The following is a 16869-nucleotide window of genomic DNA, read 5'->3' as shown; positions in this document are numbered from 1 at the left end:
GCTCACGCGTCGTCACCCTCGCGCATCGGGACGCGGACGCCCCGCTCGTCGGCGACCTTCTCGGCGATGTCGTAGCCCGCGTCGACGTGCCGGATGACGCCCATGCCGGGGTCGTTGGTGAGCACGCGGCGGATCTTCTCGCCGGCGAGCTTCGTACCGTCGGCGACCGTCACCTGCCCGGCGTGGATGGAGCGGCCCATGCCGACACCGCCGCCGTGGTGCAGGGACACCCAGGAGGCGCCGGAGGCGACGTTGACCATGGCGTTGAGCAGCGGCCAGTCGGCGATGGCGTCGGAGCCGTCGAGCATGGCCTCGGTCTCACGGTACGGGGAGGCCACCGAGCCGCAGTCGAGGTGGTCGCGGCCGATGGCGAGCGGGGCCTGGAGCTCGCCGGAGGCGACCATGTCGTTGAAGCGCTCGCCGGCCTTGTCGCGCTCGCCGTAGCCCAGCCAGCAGATACGGGCCGGGAGGCCCTGGAAGTGGACGCGCTCGCCGGCCAGCTTGATCCAGCGGTGGAGCGACTCGTTCTCGGGGAAGAGGTCGAGGATCGCCCGGTCGGTCTTGTGGATGTCGGACGCCTCGCCGGACAGGGCGGCCCAGCGGAAGGGGCCCTTGCCCTCGGAGAACAGCGGGCGGATGTAGGCGGGGACGAAGCCGGGGAAGGCGAAGGCGCGGTCGTAGCCGGCCAGCTGTGCCTCGCCGCGGATCGAGTTGCCGTAGTCGAAGACCTCGGCGCCCGCGTCCATGAAGCCGACCATGGCTTCGACGTGCCGGGCCATGGACTCGCGGGCCCGCTGGGTGAAGTCGGCCGGCTTCTCGGCGGCGTAGGAGGCCATGTCGTCGAAGTCGACGCCGACGGGGAGGTAGGCGAGCGGGTCGTGGGCCGAGGTCTGGTCGGTGACGATGTCGATGGGCGCGCCCTCGGCGAGCATGCGGGGCAGCAGCTCGGCGGCGTTGCCCAGGAGGCCGATGGAGAGCGGCCTGCGGGCGTCCCGGGCCTCGACGGCGAGCTGGAGCGCGTGCTCCGGGCTGTCGGCCCGCACGTCGAGGTAGCGGTGCTCGATGCGGCGCTCGATGGCGCGCGGGTCGACGTCGATGCAGATCGCGACGCCGTCGTTCATGGTGACGGCGAGCGGCTGGGCGCCGCCCATGCCGCCGAGTCCGGCGGTCAGGGTGATGGTCCCGGCCAGTGTGCCGCCGAACTTCTTCGCGGCGACGGCGGCGAACGTCTCGTAGGTGCCCTGGAGGATGCCCTGCGTGCCGATGTAGATCCATGACCCGGCCGTCATCTGGCCGTACATGGTCAGACCGAGGGCCTCCAGGCGACGGAACTCCTCCCAGTTCGCCCAGTCGCCCACCAGGTTGGAGTTGGCGATCAGGACCCGCGGAGCCCACTCGTGGGTCTGCATGACACCGACGGGGCGACCGGACTGGACGAGCATGGTCTCGTCCTGCTTCAGCGTCCGGAGCGTGCGGACCATGGCGTCGTACGAGCGCCAGTCGCGGGCGGCCTTGCCGGTGCCGCCGTAGACGACGAGCTTGTCGGGGTGCTCGGCGACCTCGGGGTCGAGGTTGTTCTGGAGCATGCGCAGGGCGGCTTCCTGCTGCCATCCCAGGGCGCTCAGTTCCGTACCGCGCGGGGCCCGTACGGGGCGGGGTCCTGACATGGCGATGCCTCCTCCGGCGTCACTGCTCTGTTGATTCTGTTATTCACATCTTGGCGTTATGAATAGATGTAGTCAACGCCTGCGGCGCGGATCGCCGGATGGTTCCCTTGCCCCATGGCTTCAGTTCTGGCACCAGACCCGACAGGCCCGGTTTCCGACCGTCGCGACCAGGCCGTACGAGCAGCCGTCCAGCAGGAACTCCTCACCGAGACCGAACCCGTCGCCGCCCTCCTCGACATCGCCGGCATCCGCGCCTCGGCCGCCGCCCTGACGGCCGCGTTCGCCGAGGTCACCGACGCCCCCGTGCTGCACGCCTTCGCCGTCAAGGCGTCCCCGCTCGTCCCCGTGCTCCGCCTGCTCCACGAGGCGGGTCTCGGCGCCGAGGTGGCCAGCCCCGGTGAGCTGGCCCTGGCCCGCGCCGCCGGGGTGCCACCGGAGCGCATCGTCCTCGACTCCCCCGCCAAGACCCCCGCCGAGCTGCGGGAGGCCCTGGCCCTGGGGATCGCCGTCAACGCCGACAATCCGCAGGAGCTCGCCCGGCTCGACGGACTGACGGCCGCCGGCGCCACCGCCGCCCCGCTCGGGCTGCGCGTCAACCCGCAGGTGGGCGGCGGCGCGATAGGCGCCCTGTCCACCGCCACCGCTACCTCCAAGTTCGGTGTCGCCCTGCGCGACGAGGGTGCCCGCGCCTGGGTGGTCCAGGCCTTTCTGGCCCGTCCGTGGCTGACCCGGCTGCACACCCACACCGGCTCGCAGGGCGTGCCGCTGGATTTGATGGCCGCGGGTGTCCGGGCCGCCTACGAGCTGGCCGAGGAGATCAACGCGGCGGCCGGGCGCCGTCAGATCGACACCATCGACATCGGCGGCGGTCTCCCGGTGAACTTCGCCTCCGACGAGGAGACCCCCCGCTTCGCCGACTACGCCCGGCTGCTCGCCGCCGAGGTCCCCGGTCTGTTCGACGGGCGCTACGGGCTGGTCACCGAGTTCGGCCGGTCGCTGCTGGCCAAGCACGGCACGGTGCTGGCCCGTGTCGAGTACGCCAAGAGCTCCGGGAGCCGGCCCATCGCCGTCACGCACGCCGGCGTCCAGGTCGCCACCCGTACCGTCTACGACCAGGCCGCCTGGCCGCTGCGCATCGTCGCGTACGACCCGAGGGGGGACCGCAAGGCCGGCCCGCCGGTCGAGCAGGACGTGGCCGGCCCCGCCTGCTTCGCCGGTGACCTGCTCGCCGTGAAGCGGCCGCTGCCCCTGCTCGCCCAGGGCGACATCGTGGCCGCGCTGGACACCGGGGCGTACTACTTCGCACACCACTACGCGTACAACTCACTGGTCAGGCCGGGGGTGTACGGCTTCATCGGCCGCGCCGACGGCTCCGTCGCGTTCGCGACCGTACGCGGTCCGCAGACCGTGGAGGAGATCGTCGGCGAAGCAGGTGGCGGACACCCGGACGCGCTACTGATCACGTGACCCGCGCATCCCCCCCGACCCACCGGGCACAACCTCCCCATCCGTCCGACGGACCCACGGGGAGTTTCCTTTGACCACGCACGAGGCCGCCACGCCCCCGCCACCCGAGGCACCCGCCCTCAAGCGGGCCATCGGGACGAAGCTGCTGATCCTCTTCGTCATCGGCGACATCCTCGGCACGGGCATCTACGCGACCACGGGCAAGGTGGCGGGAAAGGTCGGCGGCGCGCTCTGGCTGCCGTTCGTGATCGGCTTCGCGGTCGCGCTGCTGACGGCGGCCTCGTACGTCGAACTCGTCGGGAAGTACCCGAAGGCGGCCGGGGCGGCGCTGTACACGCAGAAGGCGTTCCGGGTCCCGTTCCTCACCTTCATCGTCGCCTTCATGGTGATGTGCTCGGGGCTGTCGTCGGCGAGCGCCGCCGCCCGCGCGTTCAGCGGCGACTACCTCGCGGAGTTCACCGGGGCGATCCCGCCGACGCTCGTGGCGATCCTGTTCATCGTGGCGCTCGCGGCGCTCACGCTTCGGGGCGTCTCGGAGTCGGTCAAGACGAACGTGGTCCTCACCCTCGTCGAGCTGAGCGGACTGCTGATCATCCTGGTGATCGGCGCCTGGGCGGTGCTGACCGGCGGGGGCGAGCCCGCGCGCCTCGGCCAGTTCCAGGCAGGGGCCGGATACGCGCTGTTCACCAGCGTGCTGGGGGCCACCGCCCTCGGCTTCTTCGCCTTCGTCGGCTTCGAGGACTCGGTCAACATGGCCGAGGAGACCAAGGACCCGGTCCGCGCGTTCCCCAAGGCGATCTTCCTGGGCGTGGGCGTCACCGGCACCGTCTACGTACTGGTGGCCCTGATCTCCTCACTGCTGGTCGACCACCGCGTACTGGAGGGGTCAAGCGGCCCCCTGCTGGAGGTCGTCAAGGCGGGCGGCGTCGCCTTCCCGCCGAAGCTCTTCGCGCTGATCGCCCTGTTCGCGGTCACCAACTCCGCACTGATCAACATCATGATGGCCTCCCGCCTCTGCTACGGCATGGCCAACGAACGCATCCTGCCGAAGGCCATGGCCCGCGTCCTGCCCCATCGGCGCACCCCGGTCGTGGGCATCGTCTTCGTCTCGGCCCTGGCCATCGGGCTGGTGTCGACGGGCGGGATCGAGGGGCTGGGCGACACGACGGCCTTCCTGCTGCTGTGCGTGTTCGCGGTGGTCAACATCGCCGTACTGGTCCTGCGCCGCGACCCGGTCGGGCACGATCACTTCCGTACGCCGACGGTGCTGCCGGTCCTCGGCGCGATCACGTCCCTGATCCTGGCGAGTCCGCTCGCCGACCGGGACGCGTCCGTCTACGTCCGGGCCGGGATCCTGCTGGTGATCGGCATCGCCCTGTGGGGCCTCAACAGGGCCGTCATGCGGGTACGCCAGGAGGACTGAGAGCCCGGTCCCTCGACGACCCTACCCCTCTGAACGCATGTTCCACTGGAAAATGCCAGAACTCCCACCTGCGGAGGGAACGTTGCGTAGCCTCTCCGTCACAGTCGCGCCCAGCGCAACGGGGAACAGGGAGGGGAGCCCGCGTGCCCGGAATCGACGAGTGCCTGCTCGAAGCCATGGCCCTGCCAGGCGCACGGGGCGCGGCCATAGTCGACTGGACCAGTGGTCTGGCCCTCGGCACGGCCGGGGAGTCCCCGGTGGGCGACCACGAGACGACCGCCGCCGAGACGGCCGAACTGGCCAGGGCCGCCGCCGAGTACGAGTCGTTCACCGAGCTCATACCCGTCGGCGCGGGACCCGTCGGTGCTTTCGGCAGGTCTCCCGGCGGACGTCCCGGCGGAAACCCCGGGGAACCCGGCGGGATGTCCGGAGCCGAGCCGGGTGCCGGGCCCGTCGGGGGAGGCGACGGCGCACCGGGCGGCGGGGAGTTGCCCGACGGCCCGCCCGTCGAGGACGTCATCGTCACCACCCGTACCGGATATCACGTGCTGCGCTTCGTCGAGACGTCCTTCGACAGCAGCGTCTTCCTCCATCTGTGGCTCGACCGCTCCACGGGCAACCTGGCCCTCGCCCGGCTGCGCCTGCGGGACCTCGCCGAACGGCTGGTGCTGGCATGAGCGCCCACGCCGCCAGAACCGTGGTCTCCCCGATGCTGCTGCGGCTGGCCGCGGAACGGGCGACCGGGGCGCTGTTGCGCGACCACGGCACGCTCTACCTGGTCGACGGCCGGGTCACCCACGCCGAAAGCCCCGTCGCCCCCGGCCTCGACGTCCTGCTGGCGGCGGGCGGACGACTCCCCCGGGAGGGCTGGGAGGAGGCCGTGGACCGGGCCGGCGCCCGCCACCAGGTCGGCAGGTTCCTCGTCGACAGCGGACGGATCGGCGACGGGGAGCTGGAGATATGCCACCTGGCCGCCCTGTACGACGCGGCGTTCTTCGCCCTCGCGCCGGCGAGCGGCCCCACCCGTTTCCGCTACGGCGTCTCCCACTGGATCGGCCCCGTACGGCCCGTGTCCGCCGTCGACGTGGAGCGGGAGACCCTCCGCCGTCGTGAGCTGCTCGACAGCGTGTGGCCCTACCCCACCGTCGACACCGCCCCCGTGGTGCCCCGCCCCGCCGCGCCCGGCCAGTCCGTGACGGCCCGCCAGCGGGCCCTGCTGGCGCACGCCGACGGTGTCCGCACCCCCGCCGCCCTCGCCTGGGCGCTGGGTCGGCCCGCCTTCCACACCCTGCTGGACACCCGTCGGCTGGCCGCCGCCGGACTCGTCGAGACCCCGTGCGAACCCGCGCCCCCGGTCGCGTCGCCCCCGGTCCCGGACTGGGTCAAGGACATCGCCGCCGATCCGGACATCGCCCTGCTCCGCCGACTCCGTGACGCTCTGGAGGCACACCTGTGACAACCCGTTCCATCCACCGGGCCTTACGTACGCCGTCATGAGGCGCGCCCTGCGACAGCGCGCCGAAAGGAGACAACTGATGACGGCCGAAGCCGGAGTGCTCGGGGAGCTCAGGCGCCTGCGGGCCCGGGTCCCCCAGCTGACCGGGGCGCTGGCGGCCAGCGCCGACGGGCTCGTCCTGGCCCAGGACACCGTCGACACGGAGGCGGAGGGCGTCGCCGCGCTCACCGCGGCCGCCCTGGGCGTGGCTCTGCGGCTCACCGAGGCCACCGGACAGGGCGGCTTCCGCGAGCTGCTGATCCGCGGCGAGAGCGGCTACGTGGCGACCTACGCGGCGGGCGGCTCCGCCGTCCTGACCCTGCTCGCCGAGCCCCGCATCAACGTGGGCCGGCTGCATCTGGAGGCCCGGCGGTCCAGCGCGCGGATAGGCGAGCTGGTCGACGGGGCCCTCGAACGGCGGGACACGGGCTGACGGCCCGGTCGTCCCCGCATCCTCGCGAACACCTCATCCACGAGAAGGAAGTGCGTCACACATGGCCAACACCGAGACCGCTCTGAAGGAAGCCACGACCGTGATCGAGGGCGCCCTGGGCGCCGCCCTCGTCGACTACACCAGCGGTATGGCGCTGGGCATGGTCGGCGGCGGCAAGGACCTCGATCTGACGGTCGCCGCCGCGGGCAACACCGACGTGGTGCGCGCCAAGGTCCGCACCATGGAGATGCTGGGGCTCCAGGAGGAGATCGAGGACATCCTGATCACCCTGGGCACCCAGTACCACCTGATCCGGCTGCTCAAGTCCCGGGGCGCCAACGGGCTGTTCCTCTACCTGGCGCTGGACAAGGGCCGGGCCAACCTGGCGATGGCCCGCCACCAGCTGCGGAAGATCGAGGCGGATCTCGAAGTGTGACCCGGTCGGCCTTCGACGGGCGCCCCGGCGAAGCTGCCGGGCACCCGTCGAAGCCGCCCCGAACGGCACCGGGCGGCCGCTGACGGCACGGGGTGGTGGCTATTCGACGAACAGTCCCCGCGCCGCCGCCCCGGCGTCGAACTGCTCCAGCCGCGCCTGCGCGTCCGGCAGCTCGTCGCACATGGCCTCCAGCAGCACCCGCCCCAGCAGCATCGGGGCGCACGCCGTGTCGAAGGCGAGACCCGTGCCGACGGCCGCCGGGATGAGCAGGTCGCTGTGCTTGGCCACCGGGGCGAACGCGGAGTCGGCGACCGTCACCACCGTCAGGCCCGCCGCGTGCGCGTACGCGAGCGCCTCCACGACCTCCCTGGGGTGCCGGGGCAGGGCGAAGCACAGCAGTACCGAGGCGCCCGCCCGTACGGCGGCGTCGATCCGGTCGGTGAGCATCGTGCCGCCCTCGTCCAGCAGACGGACGTCCGGGTGCACCTTGGCCGCGAAGTACGCGAAGCCGCGCGCCTGCGAGGAGGCGGCACGCAGCCCCAGGACGGGCAGGGGACGGGACGAGGCGAGCAGCCGGCCCGCCCGCTCCACCGGCTCCGGGTCGGCGAGCAGCGCGGCGAGGTGCCGCAGGTTCTCGATCTCGGCGTGGACGGCCTGCTGGTACTCGTTGAACGCCGACTCGCCCCGCTCCGGCTCCGCCGGCGCCACCTCGCGCAGATGCCTGCGCAGCGCCGGGTAGCCGTCGAAGCCGAGGGCCACCGCGAACCGGGTCACCGACGGCTGGCTGACGCCGGCCAGTTCCGCCAGCTCCACGCTGGACAGGAACGGCACGTCGGCGGCGCGGCGCACCATGCAGTGGGCGATGCGGCGCTGTGTCGGCGTCAGCCGGTGCCCCTCGAAGAGCGCCTGCAGCCGTGCGGCGGGGCTGTCGCTCATGCCGTTCCCCTTGTCATACCGAGCTCCTACGTTTCCGTGATCCGGTCGAGCGGCGGGGCTGCCGCCGTGGCGTCGCCGACGAGCGCCCGCCGTCGCGCTCCGGGCCGGGCGAGGACCCCGCCGGCACGACGGTCCGCGCGACCGGCGGGGCCGGGTCCGGCCGCGGGTCGCGCCGGCGCGGCGCCCGGACCGCGGCGGCCGGTTCACGGCCGGCCGCGGGACGGTACGCGCCGCAGGGCCGACGCCTCCGCCGGGCGCCCGGCGAGGCGGAGTCGGCCCGCTCCCCGACGCCTCGGGACAGTACCGCGTGACCGGGGGACGCGGGTGCCGAAAGGGGCCGGGAGCACCGGTGGGACGCAACCCGGCCGCGGCGGCGGGGACTTGGCCGGTACGGAGGGCGGGCCCGGCACACGCCCCGGCGCCCGTCCCGGCCGCGGGCAGCGGCCCCCGAGGGGACGGAGGAGGCACGAGGTACGGAGGACGCGGCAGGCACAACAGGGGGCGCGGAGGGCGCTGACGGCCCCGCCGCCGGTGGGCCGCACACCGTCGGACGGCCGGGCGTGGAGCCGCCGAGGACGGCGACCCCGTCGAGCGAGGACCCACCCATGACGGGGGACGACATCACGCGCACACGCCTCCGATACCGGACGGTCCACGGCCCCCGGGCGTTCCTCATCAGCCGTGCGCCCGGAGCCATGGGCCGATTATTCAGCCATCAAGAACTCTGCATGACCATATACAGTCCGGCGAGGAACGGCCGCCGAGCGGCTCCGACGCCGCGCACCAGCCCCCTCCCGAACGGCATCACGGCGGCGCGCGAGGCCCCTGGGACCGGGCCCGCGAGAGGGGGGTTACCCCCACTGACGCGCCGGCTCCCGCTCCGTACCGTGGCCTCCATGGAAACCCGCGATTCCGAGCTCGGGAAAGAGCTCGACGCCACCCTCCAGGCCCGCCGTGAGCTGGGCACCGAGTACGAGTCGGCGCTCATCGAGTCGTTCCTGGAGAAGCTGGAGCGGCGCCTGGACGGCGCGGTCGACCGCCGGGTGCGCCGTCAGGTGGCGGAGCAGCAGATGGTGGTGGCCCGGGGCGGGCGGCCCGCCGTGGGCCGCGACGGCGAGAACTTCGGCGAGCGCTTCGGTTTCGCCGTCGTCTCGCTGGTCCTCGCGGTGCCGCTGACGGCGATCGCCACGGGGGCGGCCGGCTTCCGGGGCCTGGTCGTCACCTGGCTGGGCGTCATCGGCGTGAACGCGGTCCACGCCGCCCGTGGCCGGCTGAGGTGGCCACGCGAGCAGCGCGGTACGTCCGACCGGGACGCGGCCTGAGTCCCCCCGCCCGGCCGGTTCCGGGCTGTCGACGCGGTCGCACGGCTCCCCCTCGGTGACGCCCGGCACCACGTCGGTGCAGCCCGGCTCCCCCTCGGTGACGCGGACGTCGCGCGGGCCGGGCTCACCGCGCGGGGACTCGGACAGATGGGTGAGGGCGGCCTTGGCCGCCCTGTACACCGCGCGGTGCGGAAAGGCGGTGCGGGCGCCGATGGAGGAGACGCCGACGAGGCCGACGGTGCGTTTCCCTGCCGCCGCGGCGGCAGGTCGCCCGCGCACGGGCGGCGCCTCCGCGGGAGGCGGGCGCCGGAGGAGGAGTTGCGCGGGGACCGCCGCACCCCCGTTGCCGGGGGGCGGGACGACGGCGGTCCCCGCGAGGGACACGGGCCCGGGTCAGGGCCGGTCTCCGCGTCCGTGGCGTCCATGGAGGTCCGGGAGCCGCTCCGGAGGTCCTTGTCGCCGACACCCCTAAAGGTGCCTGACGCGTGTTAAGCGGGTGCTGCCGGTACGTGACGTGCTCGTACCGATTGTGCGAAGCCCCGATACTCCGACGCTACTTGCCGTCCCGGGCCAGGAAGGCGAGCAGGTCCTGACGGCTCACCACACCGGTGGGCTTGCCCTCGACCAGCACGATCGCCGCGTCGGCCGAGCCGAGCACGGACATGAGGTCGGCCACGGGCTCACCGGAACCGACCTGCGGCAGCGGCGGGCACATGTGCTTCTCCAGCGGGTCGCCGAGGGAGGCGCGCTGGGCGAAGAGCGCGTCGAGCAGCTCGCGTTCGACGACCGATCCGACGACCTCCGCGGCCATGACGTCGGGGTGACCGGCGCCCGGCTTGACGATCGGCATCTGGGAGACGCCGTACTCGCGCAGGACCTCGATGGCCTCGCCGACGGTCTCCTCCGGGTGCATGTGCACCAGGTTGGGGATGCCGCCCTCCTTGTGGTTCAGCACGTCGCCGACGCGGGCCGACGGTCCGCCCTCCTCCAGGAAGCCGTAGTCCGCCATCCACTCGTCGTTGAAGATCTTCGAGAGGTAGCCGCGGCCGCTGTCGGGGAGCAGGACGACCACGACGTCGTCGGGGCCGAGGCCCTCGGCGACGCGCAGGGCGGCGGCGACGGCCATGCCGCAGGAGCCGCCGACGAGCAGGCCCTCCTCCTTGGCGAGGCGCCGCGTCATCTGGAAGGCGTCCTTGTCGGACACCGCCACGATCTCGTCGGTGACGTCACGGTCGTAGCCGGCGGGCCAGAAGTCCTCGCCGACGCCCTCGATGAGGTACGGCCGCCCGGAGCCGCCCGAGTAGACGGAGCCCTCGGGGTCGGCGCCGACCACGCGCACCCTGCCCTCGCTGACCTCCTTCAGGTACCGGCCGGTGCCGGAGATGGTGCCGCCCGTGCCGACGCCCGCGACGAAGTGGGTGATCTTCCCCTCCGTCTGGTCCCACAGCTCGGGACCGGTGGTCTCGTAGTGCGAGCGGGCGTTGTTCGGGTTGGAGTACTGGTCGGGCTTCCAGGCGCCCGGCGTCTCACGGACGAGCCGGTCGGAGACGTTGTAGTACGAGTCGGGGTGCTCGGGGGCGACCGCCGTGGGGCAGATCACGACCTCGGCACCGTACGCGCGCAGAACATTGATCTTGTCCGTCGATACCTTGTCGGGGCAGACGAAGATGCACTTGTAGCCCTTCTGCTGGGCCACGATGGCGAGGCCGACCCCGGTGTTGCCGGACGTCGGCTCGACAATGGTGCCGCCGGGCTTGAGAGCACCGCTCTCCTCGGCTGCCTCGATCATGCGCACGGCGATCCGGTCCTTGACCGAGCCGCCCGGGTTGAAGTATTCGACCTTGGCCAGGACGGTCGCCTGAATGCCTGCGGTCACACTGTTGAGCTTCACCAGCGGGGTGTTGCCGACGAGGCTGATCATCGAGTCGTGGAATTGCACCGTAATCTCCGGGGTCTCCGTAATGGTCCTGCCAGCGTATGCGTAGTCGGAGGCGGTTACGGGGCAGTTAGCTCCTGAATGGCTTCAAGGAGGTGGCTGCCCCTATGTCGAGGGCGAGAGTGGCACGGCGGATCGCCGCGGGCGCGGCGTACGGCGGCGGGAGCGTTGGCCTGATCGGGGCGGCGGCGGTCGGCGTGGTGCTGGCCGAGCTCCAGCTGGCCAAACGGTCGGTGGGCGGTGGCGTGGCACCACTGCCGCCGTCCGCGGACGGGCTCTACGGCCGGGGCTACGAGCGGGCCGAGGCCCTGCGTCTGGCGCTGCTGGGCGACTCCACGGCGGCGGGGCAGGGTGTGCGGCGGGCGGGGCAGACGCCGGGCGCGCTGCTCGCCTCGGGGCTGTCGGCGGTGGCGGAGCGTCCGGTGGAGCTGCGGAACGTGGCGCTCCCGGGGGCCCGCTCGGACGATCTGGAGCGGCAGGTGACGCTGGTGCTCGCCCATCCGGGTCGAATTCCGGACGTCTGCGTGATCATGATCGGCGCGAACGACGTGACGCATCGCATGTCGGCGCCGCAGTCGGTGCGCTACCTGGCGGCGGCGGTACGGAGGCTGCGGGCCGCGGGCGCGGAGGTGGTGGTGGGCACCTGCCCCGATCTGGGCACCATCGAGCCGGTGTACCAGCCGCTGCGGTGGCTGGCCCGCCGGGTGTCGCGCCAGCTGGCGGCGGCGCAGACGATCGTGGTGGTGGAGCAGGGCGGCCGCACGGTGTCGCTCGGCGACCTGCTGGGCCCGGAGTTCGAGGCGAACCCGCGGGAGATGTTCGGCGCCGACAACTACCACCCGTCGGCGGAGGGGTACGCGACGGCGGCGATGGCCGTGCTCCCGACGCTCTGCGCGGTCCTGGGCGTATGGCCGGAGACGGACCGCCTGGACGCGGACCGGCACGAGGACATGATGCCGGTGGCCAAGGCGGCGGCGGAGGCCGCGGCCGAGGCGGGTACGGAGGTCACCGGCGCCCGGGCGCCGTGGGCGCTGCTCAAGCACCGCCGGCGCCGGCGTCTGCCGGCGGTGGTGGACCCCGCCCCGGTCCCGGACGGCCGGTCGACGCCCTGAGCTGCGGGCGGTCGCCCGCCCCCCGAGGGCCCCGCGGGCGGCCGGGGGGACGCCGCACGGGGCGCACCGGTGGGGCGGCCCGCGGGCCCCTGTCCGGCCCCACCCATAAGCGAGCGCTTAGAAATGCGGTCCGCATCACACGCCCGGCCGGGTGACCTGAGCGATACGTACGGGTAACTTCCCTCTCAGTCCTGCCCCTCAGCCCTTCTGGAGCCGTGATGCCCGAAGCCGTGATCGTCTCAGCCGCCCGCTCCCCGATCGGCCGGGCCTTCAAGGGCTCGCTGACGGAGCTGCGGCCGGACGACCTGACCGCCACGATCATCCAGGCCGCGCTCGCCAAGGTGCCCGAGCTCGACCCGCGCGACATCGACGACCTGATGCTGGGCTGCGGGCTGCCCGGCGGCGAGCAGGGCCACAACCTGGGCCGTATCGTCGCCGTGCAGATGGGCATGGACCACCTGCCCGGCTGTACGGTCACCCGCTACTGCTCCTCGTCGCTCCAGACCTCCCGGATGGCGCTGCACGCCATCAAGGCGGGCGAGGGCGACGTCTTCATCTCGGCGGGCGTCGAGATGGTGTCCCGCAGCGTGAAGGGCACCTCCGACGGCATGCCCGACACGCACAACCCGCTGTTCGCCGAGGCCGAGGCCCGTACCGCGGCGGTCGCCCAGAGCGAGGGTTCGGACTGGCACGACCCGCGCGAGGACGGCCTGATCCCGGACGCGTACATCGCGATGGGCCAGACCGCCGAGAACCTGGCGCGCCTCAAGGGCGTCACCCGTCAGGACATGGACGAGTTCGGCGTGCGGTCGCAGAACCTCGCCGAGGAGGCCCTGAAGAACGGGTTCTGGGAGCGCGAGATCACCCCGGTGACGCTTCCCGACGGCACGGTCGTCTCCAAGGACGACGGTCCGCGCGCCGGCGTGACCCTGGAGGGCGTGCAGGGCCTCAAGCCGGTCTTCCGCCCCGACGGTCTGGTCACCGCGGCGAACTGCTGCCCGCTGAACGACGGCGCCGCCGCCCTGGTGATCATGTCCGACACCAAGGCGCGGGAGCTGGGCCTCACCCCGCTGGCGCGGATCGTCTCCACCGGCGTCTCGGGCCTGTCGCCCGAGATCATGGGCTACGGTCCGGTCGAGGCCAGCAAGCAGGCGCTGAAGCGGGCCGGGCTGACCGTCGGCGACATCGACCTGTTCGAGATCAACGAGGCGTTCGCGGCGCAGGTGATCCCGTCCTACCGCGACCTGGACATCCCGCTGGACAAGCTGAACGTCAACGGCGGCGCCATCGCCGTCGGCCACCCCTTCGGCATGACGGGCGCCCGTATCACCGGCACCCTGATCAACGGCCTGCAGTTCCACGACAAGCAGTTCGGCCTGGAGACGATGTGCGTGGGCGGCGGCCAGGGCATGGCCATGGTCATCGAGCGGCTGAGCTGAGCCGTGGCGGAGGGTAGGGGCCGCCCGAGGAACGAGGGGCGGCACCTGCCCGCAGCGGTGGCGAAGCACACCGCGACCGACCAGCACGAGCGGCTGAGCTGAGCCGTGGCGGAGGGTAGGGGCCGCCCGAGGAACGAGGGGCGGCACCTGCCCGCAGCGGTGGCGAAGCACACCGCGACCGACCAGCACGAGCCCCCCCGGTCCCCGTCCGCGCCCCCGGCGTGCGGGGCGCGTGCGGGGGCGGGCGGGTGGCTTCGGCGGGTCGCCAACCCTTCCGCGTCCCAGCCGTGACCGAATCTCCCCCAGGATGTGACCTATCTCCTGGGGGAGAGTTGTTTTTGCAGGTCAGAGTGGTTTTGGGGTTAAACGCCAGACCCAAGGACCTGTCCATTTCGTGACGTAATGCACTGACACCGGGCGCGGGCTCACGACAAGCTGATGTAGGAAGTCGGGGGGATCGATTGAAACCGGGAGTAAGTCCGTGAGCGCTATGTCTGTCGCCCTGCTGCTGACCACGGCCGCCGCCACGGCCGTGGGCGCCGCTGCCCTGCATGCCGCCCACGGGCTGCGCAAGCAGGTCGCCGCCCTGCGCACCGAGCTCGCCGCCGCCGGGGGGACCGGCCGCGGCGCCACCGTTCCGCACGCCCGCACGTCCACCCCGGTCGAGGAGATACGCGCGGCCGTCGCCGAGGCGCTGGCCGAGGAGCGCGAGCGCGAGCTGGCCGAGGCGCGTGCCTTCTGGGCCGCGCAGGAGGCCCGTGACGCCGCTGACGCCCCCACCCTGCTGGGCGGGCCGGGCGGGCCGGCCGGTCTCTCCGACGACGGTACGTACTTCGTGCCGCGCCAGACGGACTTCGTGGGCCTGGAGGCCATGGGCTTCGACGACGGCCACGCCGAGGACCTCGACGCCCTCGCCGAGCTCACCGACCTCCCCGAGGCCACCGGGCAGCCGGAGGACTCCCCCGAGCTCGCCGCGGCCCGCCGCCGCCACCCCTCGCACCCCGACTTCGTACCGGTCCAGACCCCCGTCGTCACGGACCACGAGCGGACGGTGTCCCGCTTGGAGGAGCTCGCCGAGTCCCGCACGCCGCTGACCGACGTGCGTCCCGGTCCGCTCGGCACGCTCGACGTGTACGTCTTCGCCGACGGCACCACGCTCTGTATGACCCCCGGCCACCGCGAGACCGCCGAGCGGCTCGCCGAGGCCCTCAGGGACGGCGAGACGCCCTTCCTGCTGGGCGGCTCGGGAGTCTCGGGGGCGTACGCCCTCACGTTCTCCTTCGGGGACGAGGAGAACGTCTACATCCTCGCGGACCGCGTCATCGCGTCGCTGTAGCCGAAGGGCCGCAGCCCCGCGCGGAGCCCCGGCCCCCGCGGTCCGGCCTCGGCCCGCCGCCCCGCCCCGCCCGGGCGCTTCAGAGCGCCGCCCGTACCGCGGCCCGCTCCACCGCCTCCACCGCCTCGTCCAGCTCGTCCCTGCCCTCGGGGCCGGCCGGGGTCGTACGCAGGATTTCCGCCAGATCGTTGCCCGCCACCACCAGCTGGTCGGCCACCGAGAAGAGGCCGGCGTCCGGCATGGTCCTCGGCTCCTCGCCGGGCGTCTCGATCCGCTGGGCCCGGAGTGCCAATTCCCTGGCCAGCGCCAGTCCCTCGGCCGCCGCGCCCCGCTGGAGCCGGCTCTGCGGGGCGGCCCGCAACCGGTCGGCGAACCGCTCCACGGCGGCCGTCAGTTCACTCGTATCTCGCACTCCGCGACCCTATGCGCCGTCACGGGACTGTTGCCAATACGCCGGCACTCGGGCACGGTGACGGGAAGGAGCACACGCGCAAAGCGTCCGGAGGCGCCGATGTCCCCAGTCTTCTCCGAAGAGACCCATCGAAATCTGCTCTCCCGAATTCCCCATTGCACCGGTCGTGAAGTGTCCGACTGGCTTCGCACCGTCGAGGAAGGCCCCTCCCTCGTCCGATTCGAGGAGAAGGTCAGCTGGCTCCGGGGCGAACACGACCTCGCCTACGGACACGCCAAAGCGATCATCCATGAGTACGACCTGAGGCGCGCCGCGAGAAAACTGCTCTGACGGCGCAGGCGAAAAGAACCGGCCCGCGCCGATTCGACCGGCACCCACACCGATACCACCTACGGAAAGGGCCCGCCCGGCAGATGCCGGACGGGCCCTTCGTGCCCCGTGGGACGACGTCAGTCGTCGCCCTGCAGGATCGAGATCAGCCGCAGGAACTCCAGGTAGATCCACACCAGGGTCATGGTGAGGCCGAAGGCCGCCATCCAGGACTCCTCGCGCGGAGCGCCGTAGGCGATGCCGTCCTCGACCTGCTTGAAGTCGAGGGCGAGGAAGCAGGCACCGAGGATGATGCCGATGACGCCGAACAGGATGCCGAGGCCGCCGCTGCGGAAGCCGAGGCCGTCCCCGCCGCCGAACAGCGCGAACAGGGCGTTGACCGCCATCAGCAGGACGAAGCCGATCGCGGCCGCCATCACGAAGCCGTAGAAGCGGCGGGTGACGCGGATCCAGCGCATCTTGTACGCGATGAGCACGCCGGCGAAGACCGCCATCGTGCCGAGCACCGCCTGCGGGACCACGCCGGCCGCGACGTACGTCGAGACGGCGCTGGAGATCACCCCGAGGAAGACACCCTCGAAGGCGGCGTACGCCAGGATCAGCGCGGGCGAGGCCTTGCGCTTGAACGACTGGACCATCGCGAGGACGAACGCCACCAGGGCGGCGCCGATCGCGATGCCGTACGACTTGTTGACGTTGGCCGGGTCGACAGGCAGCAGGAGCCAGGCGAGCGCCGCGGTGACGAAGACCGTGCCGAGCGTGATGGCGGTGCGCGTCACCACGTCGTCGATGGTCATGGCACCGGTGCGCGCCGGAGCCTGCGGCGGGGCGCCTACCGGGGCACCCTGCTCGGGTGCGTACGGATTCGTCGCGTACGGGTTCGTCGCGTACGGGTTGGTCCCGGCGGCGGGTCCCCCGGCCTGCGGCTGCTGCGCGTTGAAGCCCGCGTAGCCGTTGTCGCGGCTGAACCCCCGTCGCGAGAAGACCGGGTTGCTGCTCCTCATCTCACTCCTCCATGGCCGCCGTGCGCGGCCTTGCATCAAGAGTAATGGGAGAGCAAAGGAAACACCCTCGTGCTCGGGGAGGATCTTTCCTTCCCCCGTGCGCACGCCGTGGGCGGCCGGT

At 72.5% G+C, this 16869-nt stretch carries 16 protein-coding genes and 1 pseudogene; 11 read left to right on the top strand and 6 right to left on the bottom strand.

Annotation, left to right across the window (positions count from 1 at the left end; translation table 11 throughout):
* Positions 1 to 2: 2 nt before the first annotated feature.
* Positions 3 to 1667, bottom strand: coding sequence for a urocanate hydratase (gene hutU, locus PUR26_RS26425; protein WP_329875744.1), 1665 nt, complete (start codon positions 1665 to 1667; stop codon positions 3 to 5).
* Positions 1668 to 1781: 114 nt separating this feature from the next.
* Here hutU and PUR26_RS26420 point away from each other — a divergent pair, with 114 nt between their 5' ends.
* The 6 genes from PUR26_RS26420 to PUR26_RS26395 all read left to right on the top strand — a co-directional run bounded on the left by PUR26_RS26420 (position 1782) and on the right by PUR26_RS26395 (position 6921).
* A complete protein-coding gene (locus PUR26_RS26420) occupies positions 1782 to 3134 on the top strand; it encodes a diaminopimelate decarboxylase (RefSeq protein WP_329875742.1) in 1353 nt (450 codons plus the stop codon).
* A 70-nt stretch (positions 3135 to 3204) separates the two neighbouring features.
* Positions 3205 to 4557, top strand: a complete 1353-nt coding sequence (locus PUR26_RS26415) for an APC family permease (RefSeq protein WP_329875740.1) — start codon at positions 3205 to 3207, stop codon at positions 4555 to 4557.
* A 143-nt stretch (positions 4558 to 4700) separates the two neighbouring features.
* Entirely contained in the window at positions 4701 to 5234 is a 534-nt protein-coding gene (locus PUR26_RS26410) for a hypothetical protein (protein WP_329875738.1), read from the top strand.
* Positions 5231 to 6013, top strand: a complete 783-nt coding sequence (locus PUR26_RS26405) for a transcriptional regulator (RefSeq protein WP_329875736.1) — start codon at positions 5231 to 5233, stop codon at positions 6011 to 6013. Before PUR26_RS26410 ends, PUR26_RS26405 begins: the two co-directional genes overlap by 4 nt.
* A gap of 37 nt (positions 6014 to 6050) precedes the next feature.
* Positions 6051 to 6485, top strand: a complete 435-nt coding sequence (locus PUR26_RS26400; RefSeq protein ID WP_329875734.1) for a roadblock/LC7 domain-containing protein — start codon at positions 6051 to 6053, stop codon at positions 6483 to 6485.
* 61 nt (positions 6486 to 6546) lie between these two features.
* Complete coding sequence (locus tag PUR26_RS26395; protein WP_329875732.1) at positions 6547 to 6921, top strand: hypothetical protein; 375 nt, start codon at positions 6547 to 6549, stop codon at positions 6919 to 6921.
* A 99-nt stretch (positions 6922 to 7020) separates the two neighbouring features.
* Here PUR26_RS26395 and PUR26_RS26390 read toward each other — a convergent pair whose 3' ends face one another.
* Complete coding sequence (locus PUR26_RS26390) at positions 7021 to 7857, bottom strand: MurR/RpiR family transcriptional regulator (RefSeq protein WP_329875730.1); 837 nt, start codon at positions 7855 to 7857, stop codon at positions 7021 to 7023.
* Positions 7858 to 8753: 896 nt separating this feature from the next.
* On the opposite strand from PUR26_RS26390, the gene PUR26_RS26385 reads away from it, so the two are divergent.
* Positions 8754 to 9179, top strand: coding sequence for a hypothetical protein (locus PUR26_RS26385; protein ID WP_329875729.1), 426 nt, complete (start codon positions 8754 to 8756; stop codon positions 9177 to 9179).
* Between the two features lie 84 nt (positions 9180 to 9263).
* Here the strand turns inward: PUR26_RS26385 and PUR26_RS26380 are convergent.
* A pseudogene (locus PUR26_RS26380) lies at positions 9264 to 9458 on the bottom strand (SDR family NAD(P)-dependent oxidoreductase); the annotation flags it as partial.
* Between the two features lie 274 nt (positions 9459 to 9732).
* Positions 9733 to 11118 carry a cystathionine beta-synthase gene (locus PUR26_RS26375; protein WP_329875727.1) on the bottom strand — a complete coding sequence of 462 codons (1386 nt, stop codon included), beginning with the start codon at positions 11116 to 11118 and terminating at the stop codon, positions 9733 to 9735.
* Positions 11119 to 11222: 104 nt separating this feature from the next.
* On the opposite strand from PUR26_RS26375, the gene PUR26_RS26370 reads away from it, so the two are divergent.
* From PUR26_RS26370 to PUR26_RS26360, 3 genes are all read left to right on the top strand, one after another.
* Positions 11223 to 12227 (top strand): SGNH/GDSL hydrolase family protein, encoded by a 1005-nt coding sequence (locus PUR26_RS26370; RefSeq protein ID WP_329875725.1) that lies wholly within the window; start codon positions 11223 to 11225, stop codon positions 12225 to 12227.
* 218 nt (positions 12228 to 12445) lie between these two features.
* On the top strand, positions 12446 to 13666 hold the full coding sequence (locus PUR26_RS26365) for an acetyl-CoA C-acetyltransferase (RefSeq protein WP_329875723.1): 1221 nt from the start codon (positions 12446 to 12448) through the stop codon (positions 13664 to 13666).
* A gap of 490 nt (positions 13667 to 14156) precedes the next feature.
* The gene (locus PUR26_RS26360; RefSeq protein WP_329875902.1) at positions 14157 to 15002 is read left to right on the top strand and encodes a hypothetical protein; all 846 of its coding nucleotides are present in this window, start codon (positions 14157 to 14159) and stop codon (positions 15000 to 15002) included.
* 79 nt (positions 15003 to 15081) lie between these two features.
* On the opposite strand, the gene PUR26_RS26355 is transcribed toward PUR26_RS26360, so the two are convergent.
* Positions 15082 to 15414: a hypothetical protein gene (locus tag PUR26_RS26355; RefSeq protein ID WP_329875721.1), complete on the bottom strand. Its 333-nt coding sequence runs from the start codon at positions 15412 to 15414 to the stop codon at positions 15082 to 15084.
* 99 nt (positions 15415 to 15513) lie between these two features.
* On the opposite strand from PUR26_RS26355, the gene PUR26_RS26350 reads away from it, so the two are divergent.
* Positions 15514 to 15744, top strand: a complete 231-nt coding sequence (locus tag PUR26_RS26350; RefSeq protein ID WP_329875719.1) for a DUF4287 domain-containing protein — start codon at positions 15514 to 15516, stop codon at positions 15742 to 15744.
* Positions 15745 to 15863: 119 nt separating this feature from the next.
* On the opposite strand, the gene PUR26_RS26345 is transcribed toward PUR26_RS26350, so the two are convergent.
* Positions 15864 to 16748: a Bax inhibitor-1/YccA family membrane protein gene (locus PUR26_RS26345; protein ID WP_329875717.1), complete on the bottom strand. Its 885-nt coding sequence runs from the start codon at positions 16746 to 16748 to the stop codon at positions 15864 to 15866.
* Positions 16749 to 16869 lie beyond the last annotated feature (121 nt).

This window comes from Streptomyces sp. SP18CS02 (assembly GCF_036322365.1).
Classification (GTDB): domain Bacteria; phylum Actinomycetota; class Actinomycetes; order Streptomycetales; family Streptomycetaceae; genus Streptomyces.
The sequence above is the reverse complement of the archived record's forward strand: the minus strand, read 5'-3'. Positions and strand labels throughout refer to the sequence as shown.

Excerpts from the sequence above, each read along its gene's own strand:
- hutU (WP_329875744.1), bottom strand. The coding sequence starts at position 1,667 with ATGTCAGGACCCCGCCCCGTACGGGCCCCGCGCGGTACGGAACTGAGC.
- PUR26_RS26420 (WP_329875742.1), top strand. The coding sequence starts at position 1,782 with ATGGCTTCAGTTCTGGCACCAGACCCGACAGGCCCGGTTTCCGACCGT.
- PUR26_RS26405 (WP_329875736.1), top strand. The coding sequence starts at position 5,231 with ATGAGCGCCCACGCCGCCAGAACCGTGGTCTCCCCGATGCTGCTGCGG.
- PUR26_RS26400 (WP_329875734.1), top strand. The coding sequence starts at position 6,051 with ATGAGGCGCGCCCTGCGACAGCGCGCCGAAAGGAGACAACTGATGACG.
- PUR26_RS26395 (WP_329875732.1), top strand. The coding sequence starts at position 6,547 with ATGGCCAACACCGAGACCGCTCTGAAGGAAGCCACGACCGTGATCGAG.
- PUR26_RS26390 (WP_329875730.1), bottom strand. The coding sequence starts at position 7,857 with ATGAGCGACAGCCCCGCCGCACGGCTGCAGGCGCTCTTCGAGGGGCAC.
- PUR26_RS26385 (WP_329875729.1), top strand. The coding sequence starts at position 8,754 with ATGGAAACCCGCGATTCCGAGCTCGGGAAAGAGCTCGACGCCACCCTC.
- PUR26_RS26370 (WP_329875725.1), top strand. The coding sequence starts at position 11,223 with ATGTCGAGGGCGAGAGTGGCACGGCGGATCGCCGCGGGCGCGGCGTAC.
- PUR26_RS26365 (WP_329875723.1), top strand. The coding sequence starts at position 12,446 with ATGCCCGAAGCCGTGATCGTCTCAGCCGCCCGCTCCCCGATCGGCCGG.
- PUR26_RS26360 (WP_329875902.1), top strand. The coding sequence starts at position 14,157 with ATGTCTGTCGCCCTGCTGCTGACCACGGCCGCCGCCACGGCCGTGGGC.
- PUR26_RS26350 (WP_329875719.1), top strand. The coding sequence starts at position 15,514 with ATGTCCCCAGTCTTCTCCGAAGAGACCCATCGAAATCTGCTCTCCCGA.
- PUR26_RS26345 (WP_329875717.1), bottom strand. The coding sequence starts at position 16,748 with ATGAGGAGCAGCAACCCGGTCTTCTCGCGACGGGGGTTCAGCCGCGAC.